Here is a 21,881-nt window from a genome sequence, read left to right on the forward strand (position 1 = left end):
TTTCATAAACAAAGAGGAGAGTATGATTTTGTTCAAAATCAAATCTTTAGCCAAACGTTTGATTGTCAGCTTATTAACGGTAGGTTTAATTGTACAGCAACCTATAAATGTTCCAAAAGCTGAAGCAAAAAATGTAAGCGTTATTACGGGATTATCTGCTATCCCAGAGCATAACTTTTTGAATCTGTCATCCGATTCGACAAATCGAGAGGAACTAAATTTCAACACAGGTTGGTTATTCAAACGTGAGGATGTAAGCGGAGCCCAAGAGGCAAATTTTGACGATAGCGGCTGGGAGGGAGTCAATCTACCTCATAGTGTGCGTCTGGAGCCGAAGATCAGCGGCGGCTCTAATCAAAGCTATCAAGGCTTTGCAACGTATCGAAGACATTTTACGCTCGACAATTCTTACAGCGGTAAGAAGCTATTTATAGAATTCGAAGGTGCGATGATCAATGCTGAAGTGTGGATAAACGGCACTTATCTAGGAAACCATCACGGAGGCTACACCCCTTTTACATTCGACATCACGAACTATGTTCAATTAGAGGGGGCAACAAACGTCATTACAGTCAAGCTTGATAACAGAGATGACCCACAAACGCCACCTGGCAAGCCGCAAAGTGGTTTGGACTTTCAATATTTCGGAGGAATTTATCGAGATGTTAAACTGCATGTCATGGACAATTTACACGTCTCCGATGCTATATACGCAAATAAGGTGGCGGACGGTGGCATCTTTGTTACTTACCCAGAGGTGAGTAAAGAGGAAGCGACGGTGCAGGTGAAGACAAATATCATCAATGAATACATGATCGCTAAGAACACCAGTGTAAAAACCACAATTGTAGACAGCAATAATCAAGTGGTTGCTACAATGGTGAGTGATCCACAGAAAATAGGAGCGGGAAGCGATTATACATTTATCCAATCGACGAAGATATCCAAACCACAGCTTTGGCATCCTGACCATCCTAATTTGTATACGGTGTATACCGCTGTGAATGATGGGGCTGCTTATGTAGATAGCTACAAGACCCGTATCGGAATTCGTCATATTCAATTTACACCTGATCAAGGCTTTCTCATCAATGGAGAAAAATTAATGTTAAATGGCGCAAATCGCCACCAAGAGTATTTGTATGTCGGCAATGCAATGCCTAATTCTGGACAGTACAGAGACGCTGTGCAGCTTCGAGAAGGCGGTTTTAATAACGTGCGAACGGGTCATTATCCACAGGATCCAGCATTCCTTGATGCGGCAGACGAGCTTGGATTGACTGTCATCTCCCCAACGCCAGGCTGGCAGTTCTTCGGAGATTCTGTCTTCCAAGAGCGTTCCTATCAAGCCATTCGGGATATGGTACGCCGTGATCGAAACCATCCGAGTATTATTATGTGGGAATCCAGCTTGAATGAAACGACATACTCGCTGGAGTATGCACAAAATGCTCATAAAGCTACCCATGAAGAATATCCGGGAGATCAGACGTACACATCTGCAGAATACGGATTCTTCGGTAAAGAAGTTTATGATGTAAACTACAAAGAATTAGATACAGCATTCAAACCACTCTTTACGAGGGAATGGGGAGACGATTGGTCGGAAAGCGCAACAAGTCCAACGGGTTATCGATCGGTACGCAAAGTAGGCGAAACCGATATGCTCAACTCCATGATCATGCGTCAAAAGGCGCTAAATGGTGAAGGCTACTTCGACTGGGCGGGCCTCAATGCCAATTCACGTATAGCCGGACATTCGGTTTGGAGCTTTAGCGATAACAACCGGGGTATGGATTCTGACCCGGCATATTCAGGCCTAGTGGATCTGGATCGGTATCCGAAATTTAATTATTATTTCTTCCAGAGCCAGCGTAATCCTGCTGTGAAGCTAAGTGGTGTCGAATCTGGACCGATGGTCTATATCGCTAATTATTGGACACCATCTTCGTCAAGAAATGTCACAGTCGCTAGTAATACGAAGCAAGTTAAGCTTTATTTGAACGATACACTCATCGCTACCCAAAGTCCCGATAGTGGATTAAAGTATGTTACCCATCCGACATTTACATTTAACAATGTGTCCTGGGCGGCGGGAACATTACGAGCTGACGGATTGATTGACGGCAAGATCGTGGCTTCTCATACCGTGAAAACACCGGGAAAGCCACATCATTTGGCTGTTGATTACGATACGAAAGGGAAGGATCTTGTTGCAGACGGTTCCGACCTAGTGATGGCTTATATTACGGTGCGGGACGCTGACAATAACATTGTTCCAACAAACTCTATTTCTGTTTCCCTAAACTTGAGCGGTCCGGGGGGACTTATCGGTAATGGTGTAACGCGAACGTTTGCCAACCCTGTTGCCGTGGAAGGTGGCGTTGCCGCTGCAATCGTGAAATCCTCACTTACGGATGGCACTTTGAAATTAACGGCATCAGCGAGTGGATTGCTCCCTGGAAGCGCTGAAATCACCAGTATTTCAAGTCAAAGTGTATTCGTTCCTGGTGGAAGTGATGGAGGTGACAACTGGTTTGAAGGTGAGAATGTTGCTTTGAACAAACCTGTAATAACAAGTAGCGAGCAAAGCGGTAATCCAGGAACAAACGGCAATGCTGAAGACGAAAATGCTGGATGGACAGCTTCAAATAGCAGCTCGGATCAATGGTGGGAAGTCGATTTAGGAGAAGCCTATAACATTACGGGATCTGAAATCGTTTGGGCGAATAAGAGCTCCAATAATCAGTACAAAATTGATGTATCTGAAGATCAGGGAAATTGGACGACTATTTTGGATAAAACCCAATATAAGACGGCAACGGCGCTGCAAAGGGATAAGCTCGTTGCTAACGCACGGTATGTGCGAGTAACGTTAACGGGTGCACAAACAGGTCAGGCTGGTTTGAATGAGATAAAAGTATTTGGAGTAGCATCGTTTCAAAATCAGGCGACGCGGCATCCAGAGTTGGTGAATGTCGCATTAAATAAGTCCGTCAGTGCAAGCAGTTCGGTAACTGGCAACGAAGCTTACAATGCAAACGACGGAATCAATGCCACTTGGTGGGAGGCTAGCAGCAATGCACCTGGATGGTGGCAGGTCGACTTGGGTGCTTCCTACAATCTTTCAGGCAGTAAAATCCTTTGGGGAAGGGATAACATCTATTACTCCTACAGATTAGAGGTATCCGCCAACGGTAAAGAATGGTCGCAAGTGGCGGGCCGCTCGGCTTCAGGTCAAGATATGAGACCAGACAACTACACGGCAACTGGCGTTAGATATGTACGAGTATTTGTAGATTCTCTTGCAGGGGGCAGTGGTACGGAGAAGCCAGCGATCAAAGAAATTCAAGTCTACAGCGATCCTAAGAACATTGCGCTTAATAAGCCTGCTACCGCTGACAGCTCGCAAAATAATAACCCTGTCTCGGCAGGTAACGATGGAAATGAAACGACTCGTTGGAGCGTAGCCGACGGTAATGTTGGGCACTGGTACAAGGTTGACCTTGGGGCGATTTATGACTTATCGGGTACCAGGGTGAAATGGGAAATGGAGAATAAGAATTATGGATATCAAATCGAGGTTTCGGATGATGATGTAAACTGGGTGTCAGTAGCGAAAAAGTCAAGCTCACAGCAAGTACAGTTTGACTATTTCACTACACACGCAAGATATGTTCGAATCCAAGTGACGGAGTTGTCCGATAGTTGGGCGAGCTTCTGGGAATTTGATGTTTATGGCGCGGTTCCGGTTGATACGTCGTTGATTCCACAATCGCAAATGACAGCTACGGCAACGAGTGAAGAGACAAGCGGCGAGAATAATGACGCTTCGCAAGCCATCGACGGTAATTCGTCAACAATCTGGCATACGAAGTGGGATTTGTCTAATCCGCTGCCACAGTCGATCACCCTTAATCTTGGTAATACGCATGTCATTTCGAAACTAAAGTATTTGCCAAGACAAAATGGGGCACAAAACGGAAATATTACTTCTTATGAGATATTAACAAGTTTGGACGGAGTTAACTTTACACCTGTTACAAGCGGAAGCTGGGATGATGACAGTACTGAGAAAGTCGCGGATTTCGTTCCGGTTGCTAGTAGATACCTGAGACTTACTGCTATTGAAGGTCATGGTGGATTGGCTTCCGCAGCAGAGATTAACATCATGAAGAATGAGATGGGGGAGGACTATCAAGCCCTTGTAGCGCTCATTACAAGTGTGCAAAGTAAGCACGATAGTGCTGTAGAAGGGAATGAAGAGGGTCAGTATCCAGAAGGTTCAAAACAAACATTGCAAAAAGCTATTGATCAAGCGAAGAAAGTGCGCGATAGCTTATCTGTTACCCAGCAGCAATTGCAGCAAGCGGCGAATGACTTAATTGCTGCCTTGCAAGTGATGGAGGAGAGTATCAATAAACATGAGATGGTTCAATCGATCAGGATTACAAGTGGATCATCAGTGATAACGACTAAGAACGGAACGCTCCAATTAGGCGCTACCGTGCTGCCTACCAATGCTAATAGATCCGTAACATGGGCTGTGTATGAAGTAGATGGTAAAACAGTAACGGACAAAGCGACCATCGATCTATCCGGTTTGCTGGCGGCTGTGAAAGATGGTACCGTGAAGGTTGTAGCTACAGCAACGGATGGCTCAGGTGTTCATGATGAAATGGATATTACCATAAGTGGTCAAACGGACATTATCGATCCAGGCACTGATCCAGTGAATGTTGAAAAGATAAACATCACAAGCTCAGGAAATGTGTCCACGATTACTTCTAAGAACGGAACCCTGCAATTAGGCGCTACCGTACTGCCTGCAAATGCTACGAATAAGTCAGTAACATGGGCTGTATACGGAGTAGATGGAATCACAGCAACGGATATCGCAACCATTGATGTATCCGGTTTGCTCACGGCTGTAAAAGATGGAACTGTGAAAGTGGTAGCTACAGCAATGGATGGTTCTGGTGCTCAAGGTGACATGGTTATTACCATAAGTGGTCAAATGCAAATTATTGATCCAGGTACAGGTCCAGGAACGGGCGTAGATCCAGGCAATCCAACGACACCACCGGCGAAAGAAGATCCACATCGTTATGTTCCAGTGGGAAAAGAACTGCAAAGTGAAACTGCACAGAATGGAACAACGAGCCTGACCATTAACATTGATAAGGAAGCTTTAGCGAAGAAATTAGAAGCACTTAACAAAACTACAGGAACCCCTAATCTCGATATTGAGATTCCAGGAGTGAATTCATGGAATGCAGTGAATCTTCCACTGGATGTCTTGTACAACAGCTTGAAAGCAAATAAGGACACAATCATAACACTAAGAGGCCATTTAGGCAGTTATGAACTTCCGCTTGCCAATCTTAATCGTGAAGAACTTGCGAAAGCAGCTAAAGTTGCGGGTGCAACCTTAATCATTCGAATGGATAATGTGACTTCACAGCATGAGCAGAAGTTTGAACAATCCATAGTAGAAAAAGGAATGAAACGAGTAAGCGACATTATCGCGTACAAAGTCATTCTTAAATCGAATGATAAAGAAGAAGAGCTTCAACGTTTCGGAAATCCGTTTATGATACGTGTCATAAATATGGATGGTGTTATTCAAGATCCATCGACTGCGACCGCTGTTATATTCGATCCTGTTACAGGACAATTGCGGTTCGTACCATCGGTGTTTAATGTGAAGAACGGCAAGACTGAAGTTTCGATCTTCGGACATGCAAATGGTCTATACACCATCGTTCAGAACAAGAAAACATTCGATGATATGGGTGGACATTGGGCGCAAAAGGATGTTGAGACGTTGGCATCCAAACTGATCATTAACGGAATGACGGAGCGGACCTTTGCTCCAGCAAGCCAGGTCACACGAGCTCAATTTGCAGCACTATTAGTTAGAGGGCTGGGATTATCAACGGATTCGTTAACAAATGTGTTTACAGATGTTAGTGCCACAGCGTGGTATGCGCCGGACGTGAATACAGCAGCGAAACTCGGTTTGGTTCAAGGCGTTGGCGAAGGGAAGTTTAGTCCGGATACACAGATTACACGAGAGCAAATGGTCGTGATGATCATGAAAGCTATTCATCTCGTGCAAAGTGATAACGGAACTGAAGCGCAACAACGTACTCCATTTGCTGATCAGAACCAGATCTCTGATTATGCTACCCAAGCAGTAACAGAAGCGGCAAGCAAAGGATTAATCAAAGGTAAAACAGAAACAACATTTGCTCCGCAAGATGCAGCAACACGCGCTGAGGCTGCAGTGATGATTAAACAGCTTTTGCAATATTTGAAGTTTATGAATTAAGTAATATTAAATAGGCTCGGTTCAAACGATAAGTTTGAGCCGAGTTTTTTTGTTGCGTTGGAGCATCTAAGTACTCAGTCAGTTAATGGAATTGAGAGAATGAATTCAGTTCCTTCTCCTGATTTACTTCGTACATTTACATCACCGTTCATCGAACGGATCAGTTGATAAGAAAGCGTAAGTCCCAATCCGGTACCCTTGCTTTTAGTTGAAAAATAAATGCTTCCCAGTCGATCCATCTGCTCGCTGCTCATTCCAACCCCATTATCAATTATTATTATTTTTGCGAATTGGGATTGACGCTCAATACGGATGCTCACAATACCTGTTGAATGAACAGTGCAAGCTTCTATCGCGTTTTTGATGAAATTTATGAATAGTTGTTTGATTTCAGTAGGATTTGCAGATACATATAGTTTATCCTCCAAGGGGTGCATCTCCAAAGTAACGTTATTCATATTGGCGTACGGCGTTATGATATCTACAATTGAGTAGATTTGCTGCACAAGTTCAATTTTCTCTACCATAGAATGATTGGGTTTAGCTATCGATAAATATTCAGAAAGAATAACTTCTGTCCGCTTAATCTCTTCAAGGCAAATTTCAATATATTTCTGACTCTTTTCTCTTGTGATCGAATCATCCTTCAATAATTTTAAGAATCCCATAACGGCTGTAAGTGGATTACGGACTTCATGAGCTAGAGAGGCTGCGACATGAGCAATCGTTTCCGATTTTTCACTTTGAAGATACCTGAGATATAATTCCTTATCAGAAACTGCTTTATTAAAAAGGGAAATCAATATCCAAATTCCGAGGAAATTTTGTACTGGCATAACGAGGATATTGAACTTTAAATGCTGTATCGTGTATTGGTATTCCGTTGCAAACATAGTACCTATTGGAATAATGGAAAAGCATATCCCTGCAATGAGTGTAATAAGCTTTCGGTACTCGGAACGACGACGGTATAGATTGGATAACAATGCGGATAAGGAGAAAGTGATGGAGAGAATAATTATCGCGGAAAATAGTCCCTGGCCACCTATAAGCAAGCGGTATACTAGAAACTCAACGAGAAGAAACACTCCAGTAGTTATGCCGCCATACACCATTCCGAAAAACATGATCACGTAACGAATGTCGAATATGATTCCATTTTGTACACTAACAGGAAAGGTCATCGACATAAAAAGGCAAAACATACAAGCAATCGTAATAAATTGTTTTGAATAGTTTTCGGCTTTGTCACGATAGTAAATGGTATAAAGGACAAAAGGGGTTAGGGCAAACAATAATTGCAGTAAAATATCCTTAACATACAGCATATTAGCCCTCCCAATAGTTTAGAAAGAATTTGATATACTGTTTATTCGTTGTGACTATGAATTCCTCCTTCTGAGGGAGCGATGTGAAGGCACTAAAAATAACTATTGAGAAGAAAGTTACATATACAGGAAGAATTATACTGTGCGTGCGAAACCTGTCGTTTAATCATTTCAAGTAAAAAGGCTGATGAACAACTTTTAGTAATTAAAAGTTGTTCATCAGCCTTTAGTTGATCATTTCATCTGAGTTTACTCAATCTTAGATATCCCACCACTGATCAGATTCACCTTGATATCAATCTTTTCGATGCTGCTTGAATCGAGCGGTAAGATTCCTTTATCATTCAGTTTGTTCCACTCTTTTGGAAGATTACGATAGAATATTCCTGAGAGTCCATATACATCGGCATTTATTTCTAAACCTTTCAAGTAAGTTTCCCTAATCTGATCATCAATTACTTTTATCGCTTTCAGTTCAATATCTTTTCGATTAAGGTTTGCGCTCAATTCCGGAAGAGTGCCCTGCATAGACACTTTAATATCGAAAATAGGTTTGCCATGCTTCATCTTGGGTTTAATAGAGAATTTAACTTTGTTCATGACGATCACAGCAAGTACTTCTTTGTCATCTTTGATTATCAGAGGCGTTCGTTGCGTCTTTTTTTCCAGCCATCGAACCCCTAATATCTCTTTAGACTTCAGGCAACCACGAAATTGCTCATTTTGCAGAAAGCAGATCCCCGTCATGCTAATGTTAGGGGAAGGTTCCTTATTACTGGTCCAGTCTGGCGCAATTTCAAGAAAAGGTAATCGAACCGTTTCGGCTTTCTCTCTCCATTTCCATATAAACTTGTACAGATACAACGGAGCGACAACCGAGCTCTGTTCATAGGTTCGCATGGGACTGTTAAGCTGCGAGTAGATCACTGACAGATCGGCGATCGACGGGGTAGTCAGCACTTCTTCCATAGGATCGTTAGTTGCCATGGTCCAAACGGTATATCGAAATTCATAATATCGATCCCAAACGTCCAATACTTGATTGATGACGCTACCCTTCTTTAGCGCTGCTTCACTAAATACGATTGTTTTCACATTACTCCAGATAATTCTTTGTGGACTAGTGGCATATAAATTAAATATTGCCGCATCAAACGAATCTCCTTCTGCTTTCCCTATGAAGGTTTTTTGTTCTTGGCTCTGCCCCGCCTCTTTTTTCGCAATGCCACTAAAGTTAACCATTTGAATATAAACAACGACTTTGTTATCTACATAATCGACGCCTAATGTATTCACATAGATCATATGCTCAATTTCTTTTGATCCCCAACAACCTGTAAGCAGCATGGAGAGCAGAGCAGTAACAAGCATGCATCGGATCAATTTCATGATCGCTCTCGTCCTTTATTTCCCGTATTGTCCGTGAATTTTCCCTTTCCCCACGGCATTCTGAAAATAACTTTATAAAAATCCTTCCAGTGAGGCGGGGATAGAGGGGAAAGATAGTAGGTGCCGAAAGAACGTAGATTGACCATAAAGAGGATCAGTGCAAGCAGACATGTCATCGTACCAAACAACCCCAGAAACCCGCTAATGATGAGAATAGCAATTCGAAGCAAGCTAACAACGCTAACTAATGACTGGTTGACCAATGTAAAGGTAGCCAATACTGAAATGGCTATTACCACAATCGTACCTGGACCTGCAATGCCGGCGCTAATGGCTGCCTGACCGATAATTAAACCTCCAACTACCGATAAGGTCTGGCCATAAGCAGTAGGTAATCTCATCCCTGCTTCCCGAAAAATCTCAAACAAAATGAGCATCACAATCGCCTCCAAGGGAGCCGGAAGAGGCACGCCTTGTCTCGAATTTACTAACGTTGCAAGCAGCGTAAAGGGGATTTGATCTTGATGAAACGTAGTAAGCGCGATCCAAAAGCCCGGCAAAAACAAGGAAAGCATAACCCCTAGGACTCTTAATAACCTAGTAAAAGCAACAAAGATATTTACCATATGTGCATCTTCCGAAGTATTCAACAAGAAGCTAAAGCTCACTGGCGCTATAATCACAGTAGGCGAACCATTCGTCAAAAGCACAAATTTGCCATGAAGCAGTGAATTCGCAGCATAGTCAGGTCTGCCCGTATATGCGAATAATGGAAAAAATGAAAACCCAGTCAGACTTTCTTCAAGCTGGGTGCTACTCACCAATCCCTGGATTTGAATGTTGGTTAGTTTTGACTTGATCTCATCTAGTACATGAGGTTTAATCGTCTCCTTGAGATATAAAAGATGAACTTCAGTCGCGGTTTGGATTCCAATACTGAATTGTTCAACAGCCAATAATTCTGTCTTAAGTCTTTTTCGAATAAGGGCAATATTGGTAAATGATTCTTCAGTAAAACCATCCTTAGGCCCTCTTGTGGACACTTCTGTATTGGGTTCTTCAGGTTGCCGTTTAGGTGGATCAGCCAATTTCACAACATAGTATTGATTCGATGGCGTAAAAAGAAGGAAAAGATCACCATTAAGCACAGTATCAATCATTGAAGCATTAATCTCTTTTGATGGAAGGGGGGTCATGTGAAACGGAACCTTTTGCATAAGATCGAGTTCACGTGATGTGAGAATAGATTCCGGGATCTTTTTTAATTCCGGGATGATATATTCTTCCACTTTGATTTCATCGCACAACCCCTGGCAATACACCAGTTGAACGGCATTGTCCGAGTCAGACAAAGAGATTGTTAGTCTCTTAATGTCTGAACTTGAACCAAATACTCGTGTGAACACATCCTCGAACGTATTGGATTCCTTTTGCTCAGGCTCTTTCATGATGTTGCTTTCCCCTTTCGTTGAGCCAAGCTAATCAGCCCTGCAATAATTACAGAAAAAGCGAGTACCCCCCATAAAGAAAAAGGAAGTACATAGTGAGCTAACATACTCAGAAAAAATTGATCACTAAATGGAATGGCTGTGAACACTACAATAGCAAAAGATATGCTTCCAAGAACCAACATTTTCACTTTTTTGCTTTGAATTTGGAGTATATCGAGAATTAGAAACATTGTTAGAGAAATTCTCAGAAAAGCACCACTGAACCATTGATAAACGCTAAAAAAATCTAGATGCTCAATGTATCGTCCAATCGTCAGCAATCTCCATTCTTCATACGCGGGAAATCTGAGTTTATTAGCCTCATCCGGACCAAATTCAACAATTGCACCAATTATCGGACCCATGGTTAGACCTAAGATAAGCAGGATCATGATCATAAACGATAGATATGACAATCGCGATTTGATGTGATGTTGCATAAAGAAAAGCATGATGACCTCAACAAAACCTGCTCCTACGTACACGGTCCCTTTCCAAACGGGCTGCATACCGTGCTCAAGCATCGGTCTTAATAAGGAATAATCTTTATGAGTTGTATTAGAGAACATTATAAAAAAACCCAATATAATAACAAAAGGCAGCAAAATAGCAGCGGTATTCGCGAGGGAGTGAATACCTAAATAAGCATTTATCACAGAAATCAAAAGTAATACGAACGTAAGGACCAGTATAGGTGTCTCTGGTGAGAAGGTTAGATGCACCCAGTATACAGTGTCTCTAGTTGTAATCATGCATAAGACAAACAAATATACACTAGCGATTACCGCAAGAATACGGCTCACGATAGGAGGGTAAGCTTTAGCCAGCCAAGCGAAAAGATGCTGTTTTTTGATTTTGGTAGTACTAATGTGCAGGATAAAGATCCAAACTAGCGCACATGCCCCAGCAAGCAGCACTGAGATCCAGGCGTCACGTTTTGCCGCGTCCAATAGGATGGGGATGATAATGACATGATTTAGAAGGCCTGTACTCAGCATAATAATCATGATGGATTGAATAAACGTAATATTTGTTTTGATTTTCCTCATCCTCCTAAATAAACCGGACACACCGTCTACCTTATAATGCCATTCTTGGAGGTGATTTATTCTGAGAATTGAGCAGTGCAAAACGTAAAGAGCCGAGCGGATATCCGCTCGGCTCAAAGTGTTATTATTTAGCGCTCCATAAGGCAACACGATCCTGCACATATTTGGTGTAGCCTTTTTCCATTTTTTCTACTCCGGCTTTCTCCAAAGCTGCCATGTAGTCAGCCCAGATTTTATCGAAATCTGCTGGTTTGGCAAGAATGGCTTCCGGAATACGTTTCCATGTAATATCTCTCATTTTGTTACCTAAAATGGTGACCTCATCTTCACCTGGAATCGCGATATTCCATGCTGCACCATAGGCTTTTTCAGTGAATTCTTCTTCTTTCGGGAATAGATCCTTCCAAGTGGTTGCCTTGTAGGCAGCTAAAGTTTCTTTCTCAACATCGCTATACCCAAGTACAAGTTGTTCCGGGAAGTTTTTAGTGTAATAATTCCCACTTGCATCCTTAGCGCCGTCTCCGTAATGAACCATCATATTCCAGTAGAAGCCGATTCCTGTTTCCTTGGTGAAGGCTGTGTTGTCATTGTTGATGCGATCTTGTACATCTGTCGGAACGATCCGTTTGCCGTTCTCTACCACATAATGCTTACCTTCAATTCCCCAGTTATTCAAGATTTGTCCTTCGTCAGAAGCGAGAAAATCCAGGAACTTAATTGTACGAATCGGATCCGGATTTGTGCTGGAGATCGAGATGCCATAACCACCCATGAAGCCGGTAGGCCAGAAGCTAGTTTCCTTGTATTCTTTCGTTAATGTTACCGGATAATGACCATAAGTTTGATCGAACTTTCCTGCCGTTTTCAACGCTTGTTGAGCATCATTATAATCCCAATCTTGATCAATCAAGCCAAGCACACGTCCTGTGGCTACTTTAGCTTTGTACTGGTCATACTTTTGCACGAAGCTCTCTTTGTCTAGCAATCCGATATCATTCATATGATTCAGCCAGCGGAAATACTCTTTCTCCTCCGGACGGCGAAAGTGGTAGATCGCCTCATGTGTCTGTTGATCTACGTAATATTCCCCGTCATCCGAACCGCCTGTCGTTGCAACAGCAGGGTTAGTGACGGAAATGTACATATGCCAATCATCCGCGTTAAGGGAGACTCCGATGTTCTTGTTGCCGTTCTCATCAGTTGGATGTTTCTCAAGATATGCTTTAATTACATTCTCATAATCGGTGACTGTTCTGATTTCAGGGTATCCGGCTTCCTTCAAGACGCGATGTTGAAGCTCAAATCCACCGCCAGCCACGAATTTCTTCTCATCAACCGCTGCCCAGGTAGGAATGGCATAAATCGATTGGTCTTCATTCGTGTATTTTGCCCGGGCAAGGTTGTCACCAAGCACACGTTTAATATTTGGTGCATACTTGTCGATTAACTCCGTTAAATCGATGACTGCTCCAGCATCTACAAGTTTACCGATATCAGCTTTGGCAGAGATGATATCCGGATAATCACCACCAGCAGCGATTAAGGCGATTTTTTGTTGTGGATCACCTACCGCAAATTCCGCATCGAGTGTGACGCCTGTTTTCTCTGTAATCACTTTACTGATGTCGTCTTTCATATTGTTCCAGTTCGGATTTGGATCTTCAGCGAAGAAGGAGAGTGTAAGCGGGCTTAAATCTTCGGCTTGTGCAGTTGCTTCCGCGGTAGCCTTTGCAGTGGCACTAACTTCATTCGTTGGTTTAGTTCCTTCGTTGTTATCAGCTGTTTTGTTGCTTGATCCGCTACAACCTGCCAGCACACTAATTAGTAAAGTCAAGACCATCAACATCACATGCGATTTTACTGTATTTCTTGTCATGAATAGAAACCCTCCCTTTTTCTGGTCAAAAAATGTATTGTGTATACAGGCTAAGCCTGCTTATACCATTAGCGTACTAACTCTTTACTGAACCCAAAGTCATACCTTTAACAAAGTAGCGCTGCAAAAACGGATAGACGATTAGAATAGGCACAGTGACTACGATCGTGATTGCCATTTTGACTGATTCCGGAGAAATTTGTGCCATAACCTCTGTCATATTGCGACCTCGGAAATTGTCTGCATTAGTTGTCGTACTCTGTATGACCTTCATTAGCTCGAATTGGAGGGTAGTCAACGCATCCTTGGAACCATTGTAAAGATAAGTATCAAGCCATGAATTCCATTGGCCAACGGCGAGGAAGAGAGCGATGGTTGCCAGCGCAGGTTTGGTCAGCGGAAGAATAACCCGCCAATAAATCGTGAAGTCATTAGCCCCGTCCAACTTAGCGGATTCCTGCAGCGCATAGGGCAAGCCATCGATAAAGGAACGGATGACAAATACATTAAATGCGCTGACTAGACCGGGGAGGACATACACGCCAAAGGTTCCTATCATATGAAGATCTTTAATCAGGATGTAGCCAGGGATGAGACCACCTGAGACATACATCGTAAGCGCGAGAAATGTAGAGACGAACTTTCGGGCTTGGAAGTCTACCCGACTCAGAGTGAAAGCTAACATGGAGGCACTGACCAACCCAAGAATCGTGCCAATCAGCGTACGTAATATAGAGATTTTGAGTCCGGTCATCAGCCCGGAATAGGCAAAGATCGTCTCATAGTTCTTAATAGTGAAGACGCGTGGATATATCGTAATTCCACCCTTAATGCTGTCAGTGGAGTCGTTAAAGGAAATTGCCAACACATTCAGAAAAGGATATAGCGTAACTATGGTCACTACAGTGATCGCAATATAGACTGCCAGATCGAAGATGCGGTCCGACCATGACACGGCGGCCAGTTTTTTACTTAGCATAAGGGCCTCCTATATGATGCTTTCTTTGGTTATTTTTTTGAATATCCCGTTGGCGACAAACAGCAGAATCACACTTACCACAGAATTGAAGATATTAATGGCTGTACCGAAGGAGAAGCGGCCCATGCCAAGCCCGTAGTTCAATGCGTAGAGATCCAGCGTCTGTGAGTAGTCGCGCACCAGGTTATTGCCTAGCAGGAACTGCTTCTCGAACCCAATGCTAATTAAATGTCCGATGGAAATAATGAGCAGAATAATGATGGTTGTCTGAATACCTGGAAGTGTAATGTTTCGTACTTGCTGCAGGCGACTTGCACCGTCTACTCTTGCTGCTTCATAAAGCTCTGGACCTATACCTGAGATAGCTGCAAGGTAAATGATTGTGTTCCACCCGGTTTCCTTCCAAACATCAGAAGCTGTGACGATCCCCCAGAATAAATGACCTTTAGCCATGAATTGTATAGGTTCACTAATTAGATGAAGACTTAGCAGCAGGTCGTTTACCGCACCGTTATCGGTAGAGAGCATCTTGGTAATAATTCCGGCAGCAACCACCCAAGATACGAAGTGGGGGAGATAGGAGACTGTCTGTACAAACCGTTTCAGAAACTGAAGCCGTAGCTCGTTCAGAAGGATAGCAAAAATGATGGGAATAATGAATCCAGCCAACAAGCCCATGATGCTCATAGCGAGTGTATTGCGAAGTGCATTAAAGAATTGATCATCTTGAAAAAGCTCTCTGAAGTACTGTAAGCCGACCCATTTTTGATCGAAAAAGGATTTCCCGGGTTTGTATTTCTGAAAAGCCATCGTCCAGCCCCATAAAGGCAAATAATTAAATACAAATGCCCAGAGCACAAATGGGAAGGCCATCATATAGAGGTATTTCTGCTGTATAAAAGTTGGCCAAAAGCGTGAAGCAGGCTTCTTCAGCTCCGGTTGAGCTTTTGAGGTAATCGCTTTCATTTATGTCCCTCCTTCGATATGCCATAATCATAATCTACAGAAAGTGAAAGAAACACCCGAATATTTTATATAAAAAACAGGGTTATATTTGCTATTTTCGTAAGCGTTTTCTGAAAAATATTGAGTCTTTTTCAATTCTTTCTGCGGTAGTCGGAGGGAGAGACACCTTCATGCTTCTTGAATTTTTCACGAAAATAATCTACATCACTGATGCCCACTTCGTTTGCGACCTGATGGATTTTGTAGCCTTGAGTAAGCAGTTCCTTGGCCTTCTCCATGCGGACATTATCTAGATAGCTGTTAAAGGAATACCCCGTGCTGTTCTTAAAAAGCTTCCCTAGATAAGCGCTACTATAACTAAATACATCCGCTAGCGTGTCGAGCTTAAGATTCTTATTATAATGTCGATGGATGAGGTCCAGCATCCGCTTTAGGAAGACCTCCATATCGTCGCGGGTAATGCCTTTTGCATAATACTCAAGAAGAGTGGAGGCATAGCGCTGCAATTGAGGCAGAGAGGTATGTTTATAGATTTGTTCAATTTGCTCATCCATGTTGCTGTGCAGAGGACTCAGCTCCTTATATTGAAACGAGAGTTTGTTGAGTAGATAAGAGACGATACGCACATAACGCGATTTCACGGCCATCTCGGAGTAATCGGCGGTAATCATAAGTTCTCCAGCTTCTTGAATCAGGGTGAAGAGTAACGCGCAACTGCCGGTATCCATACAAAAAAACATCCGTTCTAAAACGGACTCCAGCCTATTCTCTATTTCCTCTGGACTAACTGTCAGCCCATTCTTTATTTTCATGGAATCCGGTCCAATCATCCCCGTCTCGTCATAGAAGAAATGCTCTTTCATCCTTGCCAGCGCCGATAGGTGGGAGACGGAGATATCCTCCAGAGAGTTCACCATATCACCTGCGGTGATGATACATTCAAGTTCATGGTCAAATACTACTTGCTGTATATTCTGGACCATTAACTTATGTACAAGTTCTTTCTGAAATGAGGGCTGAAGCAGAACCCCCAAATAAGAATCTAGCAAGAATACTATGCCCCAGTCATTTTCTTCAAAGCTTTTTGCAAGTCTCGCCTTTACGACTGTTGAAGGTCCATGATCCGCATTGTCCTGAAGTATCAGCCTAATCAGAACCACTTGATAGGAATCCCATAGTAGTTCTGCTTCAAGAACGGTTGCCTCCATTATTGACGGATTCTGCGCACTTCGATCCATTAACAAGGATTGAACTAGCATTTCCCGGTTCCATACTTTGATTGCGGCCTGTTTCTTACGATCAGTAATACGTCCATCCAGCTCAATGGACAGATTCTCCAAGTATAGCTGTAGTTCATCTTCATCTACAGGCTTGAGCAAATAGGTATCAATGCCAAAGGATAACGCTCGCTTAGCATAGTTAAAATCCGCATAGCCACTGAGGATGATGATGTGCATTTCCGGATCAAGTGCTCTCAGCTCTTCAACAAGCTCTAGACCATCTCTACCGGGCATACGGATATCTACGATCATTAAATCAGGGGAGTAAAGTTCATATTTATGTTTAGCCTCAATGGCATTTGCGGCGGAATCGATGACTTGATATCCAAGACTCTCCCAGTCTAGCAGAGCAACTAGTCCTTCACGGATCGCCAGCTCATCATCCACTATCAACACGCTATACATAAGAATCACTCCTTAATGGAATCGCAAAGCTGATTTGCGTTCCGAATCCGATTTGACTTGCTAAGGTCAGCCCAAATTGTGGACCGTAGGTCAGCTGCAGCCGCAAATGAATATTGCGCATCCCAATATTATTAGTTTCATAGTCATCATTGTTATTCAACATCTTCCTAATTTCTTGTATCCGTGTTTTTGAAATACCCACTCCATTGTCAGATACCTGAACCTTTAGATAACTGTCTTCTAAGCGGATTTCCACCCGAACCATGCCGCCTTCAATTCGATTCTCCAATCCGTGGATGACACAATTCTCTACCAGGGGCTGAATAATTAAAGGGGGAATTTGAAAAGGATTCGCCTTTGGGTCCACAAGTAGCTCATAAGTGAGTCTGTCATCATAGCGGAATTTTTGGATGACTAGGTAACTGTTCACGGTTTCTAGCTCACTTTGCAGACTGATCCTCCCATTGCCGACCTCAAGGTTTTTACGCATCATTTTTCCCAGCAGTCGAACGACTTGAGAAATATCCGCTTGTCCTCTGACAAGAGCTTTCATTCGGATTGATTCTAGGGCATTGAAGAGGAAGTGAGGATTGATCTGGCTGGCCATCATCTTGAATTTAATTTCATTTTGCTTAAGCTGAGTCGCATTTTTCTGTCGATTAGATTCTTGTACCTCACTCATTAGTTCATTAATGTTCCGAACCATATGATTGAATTGTCTGGCAAGCTGACCGATTTCATCTTTACCGTCAATAACAAGCGTGGCTCCTAAATTTCCCGCAGCGACCTTAGAAATATGTTTGCTCAAATGTAGCATCCTTCCGGTGAGTAGCCGTGAGACATAGTAAATCAAGAGAATAGCCATAATCATTGCTGAAAGAATTACAATTGAAGCTAGAAAGATAATTCGGTTGGGCTCATCGACGATGCTTGCTACAGAAAAAATGGAAATGATACGCAGGCTATTCAAGCTTCCTCCGGGTTGCCAGTGATCGATCACCATTTTGAAGGGTTTGCCATCAATGGTTACATCGTGGGGACCTTGCCCTGTAGCGGATAAGGTTGCTAGGTCAATATTCGACAGTGATTTATCTTGTGTATCTACACGATTTGAGGCGACAATATTGTCGTTCTCATCCATAATAAGAGTTTCAAAGGATTCTTGGTTGAGGATCGCATTGAGCTTTTTGGTATTCACATTCACGACTAGCACACCGGTGGTTCTCGCCTTAAAAAAATTGACCTTTCGGATTAGACTTAAATAATATTGTCCATTACGGTTGTCTCGAATATAATTCCAGCAGACCAGTCCCCTTTGGGCTAGTGCGGTTTGGTACCATTGTTCCTGCGTAACACTCTCATTCGTCTGTAGAAACTCCCAGTTGTTGAGAACCGTTGGATTATCGATATATAAGCGGATACTGGAAACTTCGTTGTATAGTCGAACAAAATCACGGAAATCAGGATAGTTCCAGTAAGCTTCAACAACATCATAGACAGATTCATAACGATGATTGGCAACCTCTTCAAGCCGGCTATCATTCGATAGGCGATAAGCAATATCAAGCGGGATGTTGAGCATTTCGCCAGTCCGTTTTTTCACTCGATCCACGTTGGCTGTAATCTGCTCAAGCGCATTAGCCATTGCCATATTCCGTAGTTCATTTGTAAGGAACAGCCCTACAATTAAGACCGGGATTAGAACAACACAGCCAAATGACAGAAATAACTTCGTTCTGAGTCTTAGATTATTCATAAGAGTGATGATACGAGCATACACGACTAAGGGCCACCTCCTGCAACGGAATGTTAACGCTTACATAAAAGTATATCGTTAAACGAACTTCCATTATATGTGATCATATAGGGATTTATTGTCTTCTGTTATGGAGTTTTGGAAAGAGGATATATTATATAAAAATCTACAAAAAAATAGAAAACCACTGATCTAGTCAACTAGATCAGTGGTTATTTTATCCAATTGAATGGTCTCGGTTTTCTTTACCGAAGAATAATTCTAAAACCAGAATGCGGACCCTTATGAGGATTTGGTTTGAATGACAGACTCATTCTTTAAAATAGGGTGTAATCCCTTTTGAATATAGGTTCTCTACTAACTTGAAAAATTCTTCTGACGATAAATCCTTTTGACGCTGGAGCCAAAGACGAAATAAAGAAAGGGCAGTTGTCAGGTAAAACTCAATGAAGTATGGCGTTAAGGATTGGTTTTGCGGAACGTTTAATTCTAATTGATCCAAAGTGATTTCTTTTTTTAAGCGTTTTAAAAAACGGGCACTTCCATAATCACCCAAAAGGGCATTGAGAACCAGGAGATGTTCTTTTTTATCCAGACAATAGAGCGTATCTTGAACCTTATCCATCGATAGCTCTTTATTTGCCAATTCTTTTTTCATTTCATTCAATATGTCATTTTCAACAGAGTCTAACAATTCGTAAATATCAGTAAAGTATTGATAAAAGGTGCTGCGGTTATATCCTGACTTATTCGAAATTTCCTGAATCGAAATTTTCTCAATCGGCTTTTGGCTATATAACTCACAAAAAACTTCTACAAACTTTTGTTTTGTTTTCTCCGTTATTTGGGGTTGCTTTTTCATGTTTCCCTCCTATTAGTGAATAAGAATATCATCCGACAAATCATAAAAAACTGATGGTTGATCAAGGAATAATGAAGATTTATAATCACATCATACAACATGTTGTCGGATAATCAAAAGGGAATATTAATAAGTAGGGGTGGTTTATATGTCAGCAAAACAAGATAGAATTTTAATTTTTGGTGCAGGTGTCATCGGGAGCATGTACGCAATTAAGCTTCTTGAAGCAGGGTTTGACGTTAGCCTGTTTGCACATTCGAATAGATATAAATCATTAAGAGAAAATGGCCTGCAGTATACAGAAAAAGGTACAGTTAGATCGATACAAGTGAATGTCATTGATACGCTCGAAAATGACGATGTATACGATTTTATTTTCGTTACCGTTCGTTATGATCGGTCCGAAGCAGCGTTGTTAGCGCTAAAAGATAATCAAAGCAAAAATATAGTTACGATGACTAGTAATTCAATTGGATTTTCTTCGTGGCTGGATATCGTAGGGGATAGACTTTTACCAGCTTTTCCCGGCTTCGGCGGACAGATTAAAGATGGAGTATTGCATGCTCGATTTCTACCAAAGTTTATAGCGGCAACTGCATTTGGAGAAATTAATGGTGTAGTGACAGAACGCATAGAAAACCTTGCAAAATTATTTAAAACTGCAAAGCTTCCCTACGTTATTAAAAAAGATATGCAAGCGTATCTAATCACACATTCCGTATCAGACATTGCCATGTTGAGCTTTTTGCATTCTGAGAATATGATCATTGACAAAAAAACAGCCAAAACTAGAAAGACGGCACGCAAAATAACATTCACATTGAAAGCGTATCTAAGGGCAATACAAAAAGCTGGCGTTTCAATTGATCCACCAATGCTTAAAAAGGTGCTTAAATTTCCAAACTTATTTTTGGATCTTTTCTTTATGACATGGCTACGGACTAAAATGGTTAGGGATATGATGTTGCCGGATTATGCGAATAATGCTAACAATGAGATTGTGCAGCTGAGTAATGATTTAATGAAATTTTTAAGTCAACATGATATCAAATCGGAAATACATGTTCAGTAATTTTTTGTTAAAATATTATAGTATTGTGGAGGGGCTTGTAATGAACATAATTAATCTAATATATGACAAGTAAAAGGGGGACGCTAAGTCCTCTTTTTTTGTCTGTAATTTCTTTATATTTCCATTTATAACCACAAAAGAACAATACTTTTTGGGGTAAAACCTTTAATTTGAACAGATTAAATTGTACGTAAGCTATGATAAACTTCTATTTGAAATCGCTTACAATTATATAAATGGAAGGATGTGGTGATCTCGGGAGTTTTACCAAACAACAAAGAAAACCACAGACGATTGCTTGGAATACTAGAGGTCAGTCAAGTAGTATGTAATCAAAAAAAACTTAGGAGGTAGATTATGTTTAAGATGAATAAGAAAATCTTGACTGTATTATTCGCAGCTACTATGAGCTTTAGCTTGTTTGCAGCAACTACAAATGCAGCGACAGATTATTGGCAAAATTGGACTGATGGTGGAGGAACAGTAAATGCTACGAATGGATCAGGTGGGAATTACAGTGTTACATGGTCAAACACCGGGAACTTTGTTGTTGGTAAAGGCTGGAATACCGGATCACCAACAAGGACAATAAACTACAATGCCGGGGTCTGGGCGCCGTCCGGTAATGGATATTTGACACTCTATGGGTGGACGAGAAACTCACTCATAGAATATTACGTCGTTGATAGCTGGGGCACCTATAGACCAACTGGAACATTTAAAGGTACCGTGACCAGTGATGGTGGAACATATGACATCTATACGACTACCCGAACCAACGCACCTTCTATTGACGGCACTGCAACTTTCACTCAGTTCTGGAGTGTAAGACAGTCGAAGAGAGCAACTGGGAGTAATGTTGCTATCACTTTTAGCAATCACGTTAATGCATGGAAGAAATATGGAATGAATTTGGGAAGTAGTTGGGCTTACCAAGTGTTAGCTACTGAAGGATATCAAAGTAGTGGGAGCTCTAACGTAACGGTGTGGTAACAGGTAAACTGTAGCCTCTTAATCGATGATAATACTAAGGACTGCCGGTCTCACAACCGGCGGCCTTATTTATTCCGAAAGAAGACTTACATACTACTAACG

13 protein-coding genes are annotated in these 21,881 nt (G+C 41.9%); 3 read left to right on the top strand and 10 right to left on the bottom strand.

The features are described 5' to 3' along the window. The first annotated feature begins 28 nt into the window (after window positions 1-28). A complete protein-coding gene (locus NST34_RS15120) occupies window positions 29-6,334 on the top strand; it encodes a discoidin domain-containing protein (protein ID WP_341128146.1) in 6,306 nt (2,101 codons plus the stop codon). Between the two features lie 74 nt (window positions 6,335-6,408). Here the strand turns inward: NST34_RS15120 and NST34_RS15125 are convergent, their stop codons facing one another. From NST34_RS15125 to NST34_RS15170, 10 genes are all read right to left on the bottom strand, one after another. Then, window positions 6,409-7,662 (bottom strand): HAMP domain-containing sensor histidine kinase, encoded by a 1,254-nt coding sequence (locus NST34_RS15125; protein WP_341128147.1) that lies wholly within the window; start codon window positions 7,660-7,662, stop codon window positions 6,409-6,411. Window positions 7,663-7,911: 249 nt separating this feature from the next. Further along, window positions 7,912-9,051: a Ger(x)C family spore germination protein gene (locus NST34_RS15130; RefSeq protein WP_076287027.1), complete on the bottom strand. Its 1,140-nt coding sequence runs from the start codon at window positions 9,049-9,051 to the stop codon at window positions 7,912-7,914. Further along, window positions 9,048-10,499 carry a spore germination protein gene (locus NST34_RS15135; RefSeq protein WP_341060767.1) on the bottom strand — a complete coding sequence of 484 codons (1,452 nt, stop codon included), beginning with the start codon at window positions 10,497-10,499 and terminating at the stop codon, window positions 9,048-9,050. Before NST34_RS15135 ends, NST34_RS15130 begins: the two co-directional genes overlap by 4 nt. Next, on the bottom strand, window positions 10,496-11,590 hold the full coding sequence (locus NST34_RS15140) for a GerAB/ArcD/ProY family transporter (protein WP_341128148.1): 1,095 nt from the start codon (window positions 11,588-11,590) through the stop codon (window positions 10,496-10,498). Before NST34_RS15140 ends, NST34_RS15135 begins: the two co-directional genes overlap by 4 nt. Before the next feature lie 124 nt (window positions 11,591-11,714). After that, window positions 11,715-13,466 (bottom strand): ABC transporter substrate-binding protein, encoded by a 1,752-nt coding sequence (locus tag NST34_RS15145; RefSeq protein ID WP_341128149.1) that lies wholly within the window; start codon window positions 13,464-13,466, stop codon window positions 11,715-11,717. A gap of 76 nt (window positions 13,467-13,542) precedes the next feature. Next, window positions 13,543-14,445: a carbohydrate ABC transporter permease gene (locus tag NST34_RS15150; protein ID WP_341128150.1), complete on the bottom strand. Its 903-nt coding sequence runs from the start codon at window positions 14,443-14,445 to the stop codon at window positions 13,543-13,545. A gap of 9 nt (window positions 14,446-14,454) precedes the next feature. Continuing rightward, window positions 14,455-15,411 (bottom strand): ABC transporter permease, encoded by a 957-nt coding sequence (locus NST34_RS15155; RefSeq protein WP_340969408.1) that lies wholly within the window; start codon window positions 15,409-15,411, stop codon window positions 14,455-14,457. 131 nt (window positions 15,412-15,542) lie between these two features. Then, window positions 15,543-17,096 (bottom strand): response regulator transcription factor, encoded by a 1,554-nt coding sequence (locus NST34_RS15160; RefSeq protein WP_341128151.1) that lies wholly within the window; start codon window positions 17,094-17,096, stop codon window positions 15,543-15,545. Next, window positions 17,089-18,852 (bottom strand): cache domain-containing sensor histidine kinase, encoded by a 1,764-nt coding sequence (locus NST34_RS15165; protein WP_262495507.1) that lies wholly within the window; start codon window positions 18,850-18,852, stop codon window positions 17,089-17,091. The genes NST34_RS15160 and NST34_RS15165 overlap by 8 nt, the downstream gene beginning before the upstream one ends. A 310-nt stretch (window positions 18,853-19,162) precedes the next feature. Next, window positions 19,163-19,714 carry a TetR/AcrR family transcriptional regulator gene (locus tag NST34_RS15170; RefSeq protein WP_341128152.1) on the bottom strand — a complete coding sequence of 184 codons (552 nt, stop codon included), beginning with the start codon at window positions 19,712-19,714 and terminating at the stop codon, window positions 19,163-19,165. Between the two features lie 148 nt (window positions 19,715-19,862). Between NST34_RS15170 and NST34_RS15175 the strand changes: the two genes are divergently transcribed. After that, entirely contained in the window at window positions 19,863-20,786 is a 924-nt protein-coding gene (locus NST34_RS15175; RefSeq protein ID WP_341128153.1) for a ketopantoate reductase family protein, read from the top strand. Window positions 20,787-21,143: 357 nt separating this feature from the next. Beyond that, window positions 21,144-21,779, top strand: coding sequence for a glycoside hydrolase family 11 protein (locus NST34_RS15180; protein ID WP_042188200.1), 636 nt, complete (start codon window positions 21,144-21,146; stop codon window positions 21,777-21,779). Window positions 21,780-21,881: the final 102 nt, after the last annotated feature.

Origin of the sequence: Paenibacillus sp. FSL H7-0714 (assembly GCF_038003765.1) — a bacterium.
Classification (GTDB): domain Bacteria; phylum Bacillota; class Bacilli; order Paenibacillales; family Paenibacillaceae; genus Paenibacillus_AQ.